This window comes from Candidatus Pantoea gossypiicola (assembly GCF_008632075.1).
Lineage (GTDB): Bacteria > Pseudomonadota > Gammaproteobacteria > Enterobacterales > Enterobacteriaceae > Pantoea > Pantoea gossypiicola.
Map to the genome: position 1 here is coordinate 88,484 of NZ_VWVM01000006.1, position 13,073 is coordinate 101,556.

General features: G+C 54.6%; 10 protein-coding genes. 9 read left to right on the top strand and 1 reads right to left on the bottom strand.

What is annotated here, in order from left to right:
• Position 1 precedes the first annotated feature (1 nt).
• Positions 2-790: an endonuclease VIII gene (nei, locus tag F3I20_RS09665; protein WP_150037221.1), complete on the top strand. Its 789-nt coding sequence runs from the start codon at positions 2-4 to the stop codon at positions 788-790.
• A gap of 279 nt (positions 791-1,069) precedes the next feature.
• Here the strand turns inward: nei and F3I20_RS09670 are convergent, their stop codons facing one another.
• Positions 1,070-2,353 carry a citrate synthase gene (locus F3I20_RS09670; RefSeq protein ID WP_013357141.1) on the bottom strand — a complete coding sequence of 428 codons (1,284 nt, stop codon included), beginning with the start codon at positions 2,351-2,353 and terminating at the stop codon, positions 1,070-1,072.
• Positions 2,354-2,986: 633 nt separating this feature from the next.
• On the opposite strand from F3I20_RS09670, the gene sdhC reads away from it, so the two are divergent.
• The 8 genes from sdhC to sucD all read left to right on the top strand — a co-directional run bounded on the left by sdhC (position 2,987) and on the right by sucD (position 12,575).
• A complete protein-coding gene (gene sdhC, locus F3I20_RS09675) occupies positions 2,987-3,376 on the top strand; it encodes a succinate dehydrogenase cytochrome b556 subunit (protein WP_150037220.1) in 390 nt (129 codons plus the stop codon).
• The gene (gene sdhD, locus F3I20_RS09680) at positions 3,370-3,717 is read left to right on the top strand and encodes a succinate dehydrogenase membrane anchor subunit (protein ID WP_150037219.1); all 348 of its coding nucleotides are present in this window, start codon (positions 3,370-3,372) and stop codon (positions 3,715-3,717) included. Before sdhC ends, sdhD begins: the two co-directional genes overlap by 7 nt.
• Positions 3,718-5,484, top strand: a complete 1,767-nt coding sequence (gene sdhA / locus F3I20_RS09685) for a succinate dehydrogenase flavoprotein subunit (RefSeq protein ID WP_150012277.1) — start codon at positions 3,718-3,720, stop codon at positions 5,482-5,484.
• A 14-nt stretch (positions 5,485-5,498) separates the two neighbouring features.
• Positions 5,499-6,215 (top strand): succinate dehydrogenase iron-sulfur subunit, encoded by a 717-nt coding sequence (locus F3I20_RS09690; RefSeq protein ID WP_013357144.1) that lies wholly within the window; start codon positions 5,499-5,501, stop codon positions 6,213-6,215.
• A gap of 201 nt (positions 6,216-6,416) precedes the next feature.
• Entirely contained in the window at positions 6,417-9,224 is a 2,808-nt protein-coding gene (gene sucA, locus F3I20_RS09695) for a 2-oxoglutarate dehydrogenase E1 component (protein WP_150037218.1), read from the top strand.
• 15 nt (positions 9,225-9,239) lie between these two features.
• Positions 9,240-10,463: a 2-oxoglutarate dehydrogenase complex dihydrolipoyllysine-residue succinyltransferase gene (gene odhB, locus F3I20_RS09700; protein WP_009091410.1), complete on the top strand. Its 1,224-nt coding sequence runs from the start codon at positions 9,240-9,242 to the stop codon at positions 10,461-10,463.
• Positions 10,464-10,533: 70 nt separating this feature from the next.
• Positions 10,534-11,700, top strand: coding sequence for an ADP-forming succinate--CoA ligase subunit beta (gene sucC / locus F3I20_RS09705; RefSeq protein WP_009091408.1), 1,167 nt, complete (start codon positions 10,534-10,536; stop codon positions 11,698-11,700).
• A complete protein-coding gene (sucD, locus tag F3I20_RS09710) occupies positions 11,700-12,575 on the top strand; it encodes a succinate--CoA ligase subunit alpha (RefSeq protein WP_013357147.1) in 876 nt (291 codons plus the stop codon). Before sucC ends, sucD begins: the two co-directional genes overlap by 1 nt.
• The last annotated feature ends 498 nt before the right edge of the window (positions 12,576-13,073 follow it).

Below are 13,073 nucleotides of genomic sequence, written 5' to 3' on the forward strand. Positions count from 1 at the left end.
GATGCCTGAAGGACCGGAAATTCGCCGCGTGGCGGATAAGCTTGAAGCCGCCATTGTGGGTCAGCCGTTAACGGAGGCGTGGTTCGCGTTTCCTCAGCTCAAGACTTACGAACCCTCACTGATTGGCGAGCAGGTGCAGGCGATTGAGACGCGAGGCAAAGCGCTGCTGACGCATTTCAGCAATGGCCTGACGCTCTACAGTCATAACCAGCTTTATGGCGTCTGGCGCATCGTGAAACCCGATACCGAACTGAATACCACACGCCAGTTGCGGGTGCGGCTGGCGACGGCGGGCAAAGCGATACTGCTTTATAGTGCCTCAGATATTGAACTGCTCAACGCAGATACGCTGGCGGCGCATCCGTTTCTGACCCGCATCGGACCGGATGTGCTGAACAGCCAGCTTAACGTGGAAGAGGTGAACGAGCGGCTGCTGTCACCCCGATTCCGGCGGCGGCAATTCAGTGGTCTGCTGCTGGATCAGGCATTTCTGGCCGGGCTGGGCAACTACCTGCGCGCTGAAATCCTCTGGCTGGCACAGCTGCTGCCCAATCATCGGGCGCAGGATCTCAGTGACGATCAGCTGACTGCTTTCAGCGAGGCACTGCTTTCAGTACCACGTCATGCCTATCGGATGCGTGGAACCATGAAGAAATATCATGAGGAAGCAGCGTTTCAGTTTGAGGTGTTTCATCGGCAGGGCAAAAAATGCCGGCGCTGTGGCACAGTGATTGAGAAGGGCACGCTATCATCACGGCCTTTTTACTGGTGTCCGGGTTGTCAGAGATAGAAAGGGCATGAAGTTTATAGCGAAAAATGTTTTTACATCAGACGGCTAAAAACTTCGAACCGGGTGATTCCAACCGCTACGAAGAAGCTTAACGCGCGGGGAACACGGTCAGAAGAGGAAAGCGTCCCGCGCCAGGGATGGCGCGGGACGAGCGGCCAGGGATGGTTTAAGCGACTTTCCGATCTGACCGTGTTTCATGCGCAGGCGCAGTATCCCAGCGAAGCGCCCCAGCGTCATAACCACATCAAGCGGAGATTTCTCTCCGCTATCGACCGAATCTTACTTTTTCAGCTGTGAGCTGAATTCGCGCTCGGTATAACCGGTGTAGAGCTGACGTGGACGGGCAATCTTCATGCCTTCGTCGTGCATCTCTTTCCAGTGGGCAATCCAGCCAACGGTACGGGCCATCGCAAAGATCACCGTAAACATTGAGGAAGGAATCCCCATCGCTTTCAGAATGATACCGGAGTAGAAGTCCACGTTCGGATAGAGTTTACGCTCGATGAAGTACGGGTCGTTCAGCGCAATGTGTTCCAGCTCCATCGCCACTTCCAGCAGGTCATCTTTCATACCCAGCTCATTCAGCACTTCATGGCAGGTATCACGCATCACTGTCGCGCGTGGATCGTAGTTCTTGTAAACGCGATGACCAAAGCCCATCAGACGGAAGGAATCATTCTTGTCTTTAGCGCGTTTAACAAATTCCGGGATGTGCTCAACGGTGCTGATCTCTTCCAGCATACGCAGAGTCGCTTCGTTGGCACCGCCGTGCGCCGGTCCCCACAGGGAGGCGATCCCGGCGGCGATACAGGCAAACGGGTTCGCGCCGCTTGAACCGGCGGTTCGTACGGTAGAGGTTGAAGCGTTCTGCTCATGGTCAGCATGCAGAATCAGGATGCGGTCCATCGCGCGTTCCAGTACCGGGTTCACTTTGTACTCTTCACACGGCGTGGCGAACATCATGTGCAGGAAGTTACCGGCGTAAGAGAGGTCATTACGCGGATAAACAAACGGCTGGCCAATAGAATATTTGTAACACATCGCTGCCATGGTCGGCATTTTAGAGAGCAGACGGAATGCTGCGATTTCGCGGTGGCGCTCAATGTTTACATCCAGTGAATCGTGGTAAAACGCAGCCAGTGCGCCGGTTACGCCGCACATTACCGCCATTGGATGCGAGTCACGACGGAAGCCGTGGAACAGGCGGGTAATCTGCTCATGAATCATAGTGTGACGGGTAACGGTGGTACGGAACTCATCAAACTGTTTCTGGTCCGGCGCTTCGCCGTTCAGCAGGATATAGCAGACTTCCAGATAGTTAGAATGGGTCGCCAGCTGAGAAATCGGGAAACCACGGTGCAGCAGAATACCTTCGTCACCATCAATAAAAGTGATGGCAGATTCGCAGGACGCTGTAGACGTAAAACCGGGATCGAAGGTGAACAGTCCACTTGAACCCAGAGCGCGGACATCAACCACATCCTGGCCCAGCGTACCTTTCAGCACGTCCAGTTCAACAGATGTTCCATCTTGCAGGGTTAGCGTTACTTTTTTATCTGTCATTTTCGTCTCCATAGCGCCTTATGTAGGTAAGGATCTTTAGACACCTGAAACGCGTTCATGTTGCGGTTGGCAAAACTACACAGTATCACTCTGCGGGTATATAGCGGGTGCAGGGTACAGAGTGAGCGGCGCGTTCCCAGCGGGAACCGGTGAGCCATGGACATGCTGCATATCGCGGTTGTTAAAGATCCGGTCAGGACATAACTTCTTGGTAACCAATAACCTGATGCTTTTTAAAGCTCATATTCGCAATGTTACATAACTTGCGCTTAGGGGAAAGTGTATCCCCATAACTTTTGTGCATCATAGGAATTTACAGGCTTAGTTTGTAACTGAATTGTTGAACTATTGTCAAATCAGATAATTAAAATTGTATCAATTGTGAAAATCGTGAGTGTGATCACTGTTCCACCTAAAATATACCAAAGAGTTTGTAGGGGAATTGTAATCAGAATGTGATCCTCCTATACTCCAGGCAGGTCTCCGGAACACCCTGACACCAGGAGCCACCCAGCGTTTACTACCGCGTCAATTAACACTGGATGTTGCTTGTTTGGTGACGGTTAAAGTCTGCCACGCGTCGTGATTAGACTCCGCCTCAGGTCCGGAGGAAGCAAAATAAAAAAGAGCTGTGTGGGCAAAACCGTGAAAAAACAAAGACCTGTCAACTTGGATCTCTCGACGATCTGGTTTCCCGTTACTGCAATATCATCCATTCTTCACCGCGTCTCCGGCGTAATCACCCTGGTTGCCATTGGCATCCTGCTGTGGCTACTCGGTCTCTCTCTCTCCTCTCCTGAAGGTTTCCAGCACGCTGCGTCCATTATGGATGGCTTCTTCGCGAAGTTCATCATGTGGGGCATCTTAACGGCGCTGGCCTATCACGCGGTGAGCGGGATTCGTCATATGTTGATGGATTTTGGTTATCTGGCTGAAACGCTGCAGGTGGGTAAGCGTTCTGCTTATATGACTTTTGTGATCACTGTCGTGCTGGCAATTCTGGCGGGAGTCCTCGTATGGTAAGCAATGCATCCGCATTGGGTCGCAACGGCATTCAGGACTGGCTGCTGCTGCGCGCAACTGCAATTCTCATTACGCTCTACATCGTCTACATCCTCGGTTTCGTGGTGATGACAGACACGCTGACTTATGACCTGTGGCGTGGCTTCTTCGCCTCCGCCTTCACCAAAGTGTTCACGCTGCTGACGCTGTTCTCCATTCTGATTCACGGCTGGATCGGGATGTGGCAGGTGTTAACAGACTACGTTAAATCACTGTCAACGCGCTTGTTGCTGCAGTTTGTGATTGTCGTGGCGCTGTTGTGGTATGCGATTTATGGCTTTGTTGTGGTGTGGGGTGTGTAAATGAGTTTGCCAATCAGAGAATTTGATGCCGTGGTGATCGGCGCAGGTGGCGCAGGAATGCGGGCCGCACTGCAAATCTCCCAGGGCGGCCAGAGCTGTGCCCTGTTATCCAAAGTTTTCCCGACCCGTTCCCACACGGTATCTGCGCAGGGCGGTATCACCGTTGCGCTGGGTAATACCCACGAAGATAACTGGGAATGGCATATGTACGACACCGTCAAAGGTTCCGACTATATCGGTGACCAGGACGCGATTGAATATATGTGTAAAACCGGCCCGGAAGCGATTCTGGAACTGGAACACATGGGTCTGCCATTCTCGCGTCTGGAAGATGGTCGTGTCTATCAGCGTCCGTTTGGTGGTCAGTCGAAGAACTTCGGCGGCGAGCAGGCGGCGCGAACTGCAGCGGCAGCAGACCGTACCGGCCACGCCCTGTTGCATACCCTTTATCAGCAGAACCTGAAAAACAAAACCACCATCTTCTCTGAGTGGTATGCACTGGATCTGGTGAAAAACGCCGATGGCGCAGTGGTGGGTTGTACCGCTATCTGCATCGAAACCGGCGAAACCGTCTATTTCAAAGCAAAAGCGACCATTCTGGCCACCGGCGGCGCGGGCCGTATCTATCAGTCCACCACCAATGCACACATCAACACTGGCGACGGCGTGGGTATGGCACTGCGTGCGGGCGTGCCGGTGCAGGATATGGAGATGTGGCAGTTCCACCCAACCGGTATTGCCGGTGCGGGCGTGCTGGTCACCGAGGGCTGCCGTGGTGAAGGCGGCTATCTGCTGAACAAACATGGCGAACGCTTCATGGAGCGTTATGCGCCAAACGCTAAAGATCTGGCGGGCCGCGACGTCGTTGCGCGCTCAATGATGATTGAAATCCGTGAAGGTCGCGGCTGTGACGGTCCATGGGGCCCGCACATCAAACTGAAACTCGATCACCTGGGTAAAGAGGTGCTTGAGTCACGTCTGCCTGGCATCCTCGAGCTGTCACGCACCTTTGCTCATGCTGATCCAATCAAAGAACCTATCCCGGTTATTCCGACCTGCCACTACATGATGGGCGGTATTCCGACCAAAGTGACCGGCCAGGCACTGCGTGTGAATGAGCAGGGTGAAGATGTGGTGATTCCTGGTCTGTTCGCTGTCGGCGAAATTGCCTGCGTATCGGTACACGGTGCCAACCGTCTGGGCGGTAACTCACTGCTCGATTTGGTGGTCTTTGGCCGCGCAGCGGGTCTGCATCTGCTGGAGAGTATTCAGGAGCAGGGCGAACTGCGTGACGCCACGGAAGATGAAATCGCCGTTGCGATGGCGCGCTTCAACCGCTGGGAAAACAACACCACTGGTGAAGATCCGGTTGAGATTCGTAAAGCGCTGCAACGCTGCATGCAGAACAATTTCTCTGTATTCCGCGAAGGCGACGCCATGGCGCAGGGTCTGGAAGAGCTGAAAGACATTCGCCAGCGTCTGAAATCAGCGCGTCTGGATGACCGCTCACCGGATTTCAACACCCAGCGCATTGAGTGTCTGGAGCTGGATAACCTGATGGAGACGGCTTTTGCCACGGCGGTAGCGGCTAACTATCGCACCGAGAGCCGCGGTGCACACAGTCGCTTCGACTTCCCGGATCGTGATGATGAAAACTGGCTGTGCCACAGTCTCTATGTCCCGGAAACCGAAAGCATGACGCGCCGTGAGGTGAACATGCAGCCGAAACTGCGCGCGGCGTTCCCGCCGAAAGTGCGTACCTACTAATTTCGGAGACGATCATGAGACTCGAGTTTTCAATTTATCGCTACAATCCGGACGTCGATGACAAGCCGCGCATGCAGGATTACACCCTGGAGTCGGAAGATGGTCGCGACATGATGCTGCTGGATGCGCTGATTCGCCTGAAAGAGAAAGATCCGACGCTGGCGTTTCGTCGCTCGTGTCGTGAAGGCGTCTGTGGCTCTGATGGCCTCAATATGAATGGTAAAAACGGACTGGCCTGCATTACGCCGGTCTCGGCACTGGGCAACGGCAAACAGAAAATCGTTATCCGTCCATTGCCAGGTTTACCCGTTGTGCGTGACCTGGTCGTAGACATGAGCCAGTTTTATGCGCAGTATGAGAAAATTAAGCCTTTCCTGTTGAATAATGGGGAAAATCCGCCAGCACGTGAGCATCTGCAGTCACCGGATGAGCGCGAGCACCTGGATGGCCTGTACGAATGTATTCTCTGTGCCTGCTGCTCAACCTCATGCCCATCATTCTGGTGGAATCCTGAGAAGTTCATCGGTCCTGCCGGCCTGCTGGCGGCATACCGTTTCCTGATTGACAGCCGCGACACCGAAACGGATGCGCGTCTCGACAATCTGAATGACGCTTTCAGCGTATTCCGCTGCCATAGCATCATGAACTGTGTGAGCGTCTGTCCGAAAGGGCTGAACCCGACGCGCGCCATCGGCCATATCAAGTCGATGCTGCTACAGCGCGGCGCATAAGCAGTTTCTGCCGGGAACCTCAGGTTCCCGGTGTTTTAACGGAAGCCTCTGTAAGCGCGGTGATGACCACGTTTACAAAGGTTCCCTTACGGGCCACGCGCGCTGCGCAAAGTGCTCGTATCGCTGAACTCACTACGGCAAACCGCGAAAGCGGCAACAAATGAAACCTCAAAAAAGCATAGCAATGCTTAAGGGATCACAATGCAGAACAGCGCGATGAAGCCCTGGCTGGACTCTTCCTGGCTGGCCGGCGCGAATCAGTCTTACATAGAGCAGCTCTATGAGGATTTCCTGACCGATCCTGACTCTGTCGATGCAGTGTGGCGCTCGATGTTCCAACAGTTACCGGGCACCGGAATGAAACCTGAGCAGTTTCACTCCACCACACGTGAATACTTCCGTCGCCTGGCGAAAGACGCATCTCGTTACACCTCATCTGTCTCCGATCCGGAAACCAACTCCAAGCAAGTGAAAGTGCTGCAGCTGATCAACGCGTTTCGTTTTCGCGGTCATCAGCACGCCAATCTCGATCCGCTTGGCCTGTGGAAACAGGATCGGGTCGCCGATCTTGATCCCGCTTTTCATGACCTGACCGAGGCTGATTTTCAGGAAAGCTTTAACGTAGGCTCTTTTGCCATCGGTAAAGAGACCATGAAGCTGGCCGACCTCTTCGACGCGCTGACGCAGACGTACTGTGGCTCAATCGGTGCAGAATATATGCACATCAACAACACCGATGAGAAGCGCTGGATCCAGCAGCGTCTTGAGTCTGTAGCGGGCCGTGCAGCGTTCAGCAACGAAGAGAAGAAAGGTTTCCTGAAAGAGCTGACCGCGGCAGAAGGGCTGGAAAAATATCTCGGGGCGAAATTCCCGGGTGCCAAACGCTTCTCGCTGGAAGGCGGCGATGCGCTGGTGCCCATGCTGCGCGAAATGATCCGTCACGCCGGCAAGAGCGGTACCCGTGAAGTCGTGCTGGGTATGGCGCACCGTGGTCGTCTCAACGTACTGATCAACGTGCTGGGTAAAAAGCCGCAGGATCTGTTCGACGAGTTCGCCGGTAAGCATAAAGAGCATCTGGGTACCGGTGACGTGAAGTACCACATGGGCTTCTCTTCTGACGTGGAAACCGAAGGTGGCCTGGTTCACCTGGCGCTGGCGTTTAACCCGTCACACCTGGAGATCGTCAGCCCGGTCGTCATGGGTTCAGTGCGTGCCCGTCTGGATCGTCTGGACGAGCCTGCCAGCAATAAAGTCTTACCGATCACCATCCATGGTGACGCGGCGGTGATTGGCCAGGGCGTGGTTCAGGAAACCCTGAATATGTCACAGGCACGCGGTTATGAAGTGGGCGGTACGGTTCGCATCGTCATCAATAACCAGGTTGGTTTCACCACCTCCAACCCGAAAGATGCGCGTTCAACCCCTTACTGCACCGACATCGGCAAAATGGTGCTGGCACCGATTTTCCACGTCAACGCTGATGACCCGGAAGCGGTCGCCTTTGTAACCCGTCTGGCGCTCGACTATCGCAACACCTTCAAACGCGATGTGTTTATCGATCTGGTCTGCTATCGCCGTCATGGTCACAACGAGGCGGATGAGCCAAGCGCGACCCAGCCGCTGATGTACCAGAAAATCAAAAAACACCCGACGCCGCGTAAAATCTACGCCGACCGTCTGGAAGGTGAAGCCGTTGCCACGCAGGAAGATGCGACCGAAATGGTCAATCTTTACCGTGATGCGCTGGATGCGGGCGAATGCGTGGTGCCGGAATGGCGTCCGATGAGTCTGCACTCCTTTACGTGGTCACCTTACCTGAACCATGAGTGGGATGAGCCTTACCCGGCTCAGGTCGACATGAAACGTCTGAAGGAACTGGCGCTGCGTATCAGCCAGGTGCCTGAAGAAGTCGAGGTACAGTCGCGTGTTGCCAAGATCTACAACGATCGTCGCCTGATGGCCGAAGGTGAAAAAGCCTTCGACTGGGGCGGGGCAGAGAACCTGGCCTACGCCACACTGGTCGATGAAGGCATTCCGGTGCGTCTCTCAGGTGAAGATACTGGTCGCGGCACCTTCTTCCACCGTCACGCTGTCATTCATAACCAGGCGAACGGCTCCACCTACACCCCGCTGCACCATGTGCACAGTGGTCAGGGCCAGTTCAAGGTCTGGGACTCCGTGCTGTCCGAAGAGGCGGTGCTGGCCTTTGAATATGGCTACGCGACGGCTGAACCGCGCATCCTGACCATCTGGGAAGCGCAGTTTGGTGACTTCGCCAACGGCGCACAGGTGGTTATCGATCAGTTCATCAGCTCCGGTGAGCAGAAATGGGGCCGCATGTGTGGTCTGGTGATGCTGCTGCCGCACGGCTATGAAGGTCAGGGGCCGGAGCACTCCTCTGCGCGTCTGGAGCGTTATCTGCAACTCTGCGCTGAGCAGAACATGCAGGTCTGCGTGCCTTCAACCCCGGCGCAGGTTTACCACATGCTGCGTCGTCAGGCGCTGCGCGGTATGCGTCGTCCGCTGATTGTGATGTCACCGAAATCACTGCTGCGTCATCCGCTGGCGATCTCGACGCTGGATGAACTGGCAAACGGCAGTTTCCAGCCGGCGATTGGTGAAATTGACAATCTCGATCCGCAGGGCGTGAAACGCGTCGTGCTCTGTTCCGGTAAAGTCTATTACGACCTGCTGGAGCAGCGTCGTAAAAACGAGCAGACCGATGTGGCCATCGTGCGCATCGAGCAGCTCTATCCTTTCCCGCATCAGGCGGTACAGGAAGCATTAAAAGCGTATTCTCACGTGCAGGATTTTGTCTGGTGTCAGGAAGAGCCGCTGAATCAGGGCGCCTGGTATTGCAGCCAGCATCACTTCCGTGAAGTTGTGCCGTTCGGCGCGACCTTACGTTATGCAGGCCGCCCGGCATCCGCCTCACCGGCCGTGGGTTACATGTCCGTACACCAACAACAGCAGCAAGACCTGGTTAATGACGCGCTGAACGTTAATTAATTAAAAGGAAAGATAATGAGTAGCGTAGATATTCTCGTTCCCGACCTGCCTGAATCGGTTGCCGATGCCTCAGTGGCAACCTGGCACAAAAAACCAGGCGATGCCGTCACTCGCGATGAAGTGCTGGTTGAAATCGAAACCGACAAAGTGGTGCTGGAAGTGCCTGCGGCGGCTGACGGTATCCTGGAAGCCGTACTGGAAGAAGAGGGCGCCACCGTCACTTCACGCCAGATCCTGGGCCGCCTGAAAGAGGGCAACAGCGCCGGTAAAGAGACCAGCGCGAAGTCTGAAAGCAAAGAGTCGACTCCGGCTCAGCGTCAGACCGCGTCGCTGGAAGAAGAGAGCAACGATGCGCTCAGCCCGGCTATCCGCCGTCTGATTGCTGAGCACAACCTGGATGCCTCGCAGATCAAAGGCAGCGGTGTGGGCGGACGTCTGACCCGTGAAGATGTTGAAAAACATCTTGCCAGCAAGCCGCAGGATACCAAAGCTGCCGCACCGGCCGCTGAAGCCGCTGCCGCGCCGCAGCCGATCGCGAATCGCAGCGAAAAACGCGTGCCGATGACCCGTCTGCGTAAGCGTGTTGCTGAGCGTCTGCTGGAAGCGAAAAACAGCACCGCGATGCTGACCACCTTCAACGAAATCAACATGAAGCCCATCATGGATCTGCGCAAGCAGTATGGTGAGGCTTTTGAGAAGCGTCACGGTGTGCGTCTGGGCTTCATGTCCTTCTACCTGAAAGCGGTCGTTGAAGCGCTGAAACGCTATCCGGAAGTGAACGCCTCTATCGATGGCGAAGATGTGGTTTACCACAACTACTTCGACGTCAGCATTGCGGTCTCCACGCCGCGCGGTCTGGTGACGCCAGTGCTGCGTGACGTCGATGCGCTGAGCATGGCGGACATCGAGAAGAAAATCAAAGAGCTGGCAGTGAAAGGCCGTGACGGCAAGCTGACAGTTGAGGATCTGACCGGCGGTAACTTCACCATTACCAATGGCGGCGTCTTTGGTTCCCTGATGTCCACCCCGATCATTAACCCACCGCAGAGCGCCATCCTGGGCATGCACGCTATCAAAGATCGCCCGATGGCAGTCAATGGTCAGGTTGTGGTGCTGCCAATGATGTATCTGGCGCTCTCCTACGACCACCGCCTGATCGATGGCCGTGAATCTGTGGGTTATCTGGTTGCAGTGAAAGAGATGCTGGAAGATCCAGCACGTCTGCTGCTGGATGTCTGATTTTCACCGGGCGCACCTTCGCGTGCGCCCAACCTCATTACTCTTTTCAGACCTGAATGGATAGAACATCATGAACTTACACGAATACCAGGCGAAACAACTGTTTGCACGGTATGGCATGCCGGCACCAACGGGTTACGCCTGTACTACACCACGTGAAGCGGAAGAAGCAGCCTCTAAAATTGGCGCAGGCCCGTGGGTAGTTAAATGTCAGGTTCATGCCGGTGGCCGCGGTAAAGCGGGCGGTGTGAAAGTGGTTAACAGCAAAGAAGATATCCGTGCTTTTGCTGAAAACTGGCTGGGCAAACGTCTGGTGACCTATCAGACAGACGCAAATGGCCAGCCGGTAAACCAGATTCTGGTTGAAGCGGCAACCGACATCGATCAGGAGCTCTACCTGGGCGCAGTGGTCGATCGCGCAACGCGTCGCGTGATTTTCATGGCCTCAACCGAAGGCGGCGTGGAAATCGAAAAAGTGGCGGAAGAGACCCCGCACCTGATCCATAAAATGGCACTGGATCCACTGACTGGTCCGCAGCCTTATCAGGGCCGCGAGCTGGCGTTCAAACTGGGCCTGACCGGTAAGCTGGTTGGCCAGTTCACCAAGATCTTTATGGGTCTGGCAACGCTGTTCCTGGAGCGCGATCTGGCGATGGTTGAGATCAACCCGCTGGTTATCACCAAACAGGGCGATCTGATCTGCCTCGACGGCAAACTGGGTGCCGATGGCAATGCCCTGTTCCGCCAGCCAGAGCTGCGCGAAATGCGCGATCCAAGCCAGGAAGATCCCCGTGAAGCGCACGCAACACAGTGGGAACTGAATTATGTTGCGCTGGAAGGCAACATCGGCTGTATGGTTAACGGCGCAGGTCTGGCGATGGGCACCATGGACATCGTTAAGCACCATGGCGGTCAGCCAGCCAACTTCCTTGATGTCGGCGGCGGCGCAACGAAAGAGCGCGTGACAGAAGCCTTCAAAATCATCCTGTCTGACGATGCGGTTAAAGCCGTCTTCGTTAACATCTTCGGCGGTATCGTACGCTGTGACCTGATTGCCGACGGCATCATCGGCGCAGTAGCTGAAGTGGGTGTCAACGTGCCAGTAGTGGTACGTCTGGAAGGTAACAACGCCGAGCTGGGCGCCCAGAAACTGGCGGACAGCGGTCTGAACATCATTGCAGCAACCAGCCTGACAGACGCCGCACAGCGTGTTGTTGCTGCCGCGGAGGGTAAATAATGTCCATTCTGATCGACAAAAATACGAAAGTCATTTGCCAGGGTTTCACCGGTGGCCAGGGGACTTTTCATTCTGAGCAGGCGCTGGCTTACGGCACTCAGCTGGTTGGCGGTGTGACGCCAGGCAAAGGCGGCACGACGCATCTCGGCCTGCCGGTGTTCAACACCGTACGCGAAGCGGTAGAAGCGACTGGCGCAACCGCCACCGTGATCTACGTTCCGGCACCTTTCTGTAAAGATGGCATCCTGGAAGCGATTGAAGCAGGTATCAAACTGATCATCACCATCACTGAAGGTATCCCGACGCTGGATATGCTGACCGTGAAAGTGAAGCTGGATGAAGCGGGCGTGCGGATGATCGGTCCAAACTGCCCGGGCGTGATCACACCAGGCGAATGCAAGATCGGCATCATGCCGGGCCATATTCACCAGCCCGGCCGCGTCGGTATCGTTTCCCGTTCAGGCACCCTGACCTATGAAGCGGTTAAGCAGACCACTGACATCGGCTATGGTCAGTCAACCTGCGTCGGCATCGGTGGTGACCCGATTCCAGGCTCTAACTTCATCGATATCCTGAAAATGTTCCAGGATGATCCACAGACTGAAGCGATCGTGATGATCGGTGAAATCGGTGGTAGCGCAGAAGAAGAAGCCGCAGCCTTCATCAAAGAGCACGTGACCAAGCCGGTTGTGGGCTACATTGCTGGCGTAACTGCGCCGAAAGGCAAGCGCATGGGCCATGCGGGTGCCATTATTGCCGGTGGTAAAGGTACAGCAGATGAGAAATTTGCTGCGCTGGAAGCGGCAGGTGTGAAGACCGTACGCAGCCTGGCTGACATCGGTGACGCGGTTAAAGCCGTATTACCGGCCAAATAAGTCGGCGTCATCTGAGACTAAGCCACCTTCGGGTGGCTTTTTTTATGTCGGTAACGCACAGACATAACTCAGACAATTAAAGAGAAGAGGGCAAAGTCAGATAACCATTCTGGTATTAGTTTCGTTAATAAAAAGTAGCAAAGGTAAACTATTTTTCCGCACCTTATTTCATTAATGACATCCTCTTAACAAGAAACCCACCTGACTTTATCTGGAAACTTATTGCGTTAATCCAGATCAATTAATCACGATTTATATCCAACTATATCGCTGGCAAAGCGCAACGCTAAGAGCGTAAATTGCGCTGCATCAATCCAGCCTTTTACACAAATTTTCAAACGTCTGCTCAACCTGGGATGACACCCGCTTTCCTCCTGTTAAAGCACGCGTTAATGAAAGCGCGGATTGAAAATTTTCAGAGCTGCTTCATTCGCGACTCGCCTGTTCGGGCAGCTCACAGATCTGTTCTGCGGGTAATAAAAAAACTGGAATCAATAA

Bases quoted from the DNA above. Each gene is read 5' to 3' on its own strand.
- F3I20_RS09670 (WP_013357141.1), bottom strand. From the start codon at position 2,353: ATGACAGATAAAAAAGTAACGCTAACCCTGCAAGATGGAACATCTGTT.
- nei (WP_150037221.1), top strand. From the start codon at position 2: ATGCCTGAAGGACCGGAAATTCGCCGCGTGGCGGATAAGCTTGAAGCC.
- sucC (WP_009091408.1), top strand. From the start codon at position 10,534: ATGAACTTACACGAATACCAGGCGAAACAACTGTTTGCACGGTATGGC.
- sdhA (WP_150012277.1), top strand. From the start codon at position 3,718: ATGAGTTTGCCAATCAGAGAATTTGATGCCGTGGTGATCGGCGCAGGT.
- sucA (WP_150037218.1), top strand. From the start codon at position 6,417: ATGCAGAACAGCGCGATGAAGCCCTGGCTGGACTCTTCCTGGCTGGCC.
- sdhD (WP_150037219.1), top strand. From the start codon at position 3,370: ATGGTAAGCAATGCATCCGCATTGGGTCGCAACGGCATTCAGGACTGG.
- odhB (WP_009091410.1), top strand. From the start codon at position 9,240: ATGAGTAGCGTAGATATTCTCGTTCCCGACCTGCCTGAATCGGTTGCC.
- F3I20_RS09690 (WP_013357144.1), top strand. From the start codon at position 5,499: ATGAGACTCGAGTTTTCAATTTATCGCTACAATCCGGACGTCGATGAC.
- sucD (WP_013357147.1), top strand. From the start codon at position 11,700: ATGTCCATTCTGATCGACAAAAATACGAAAGTCATTTGCCAGGGTTTC.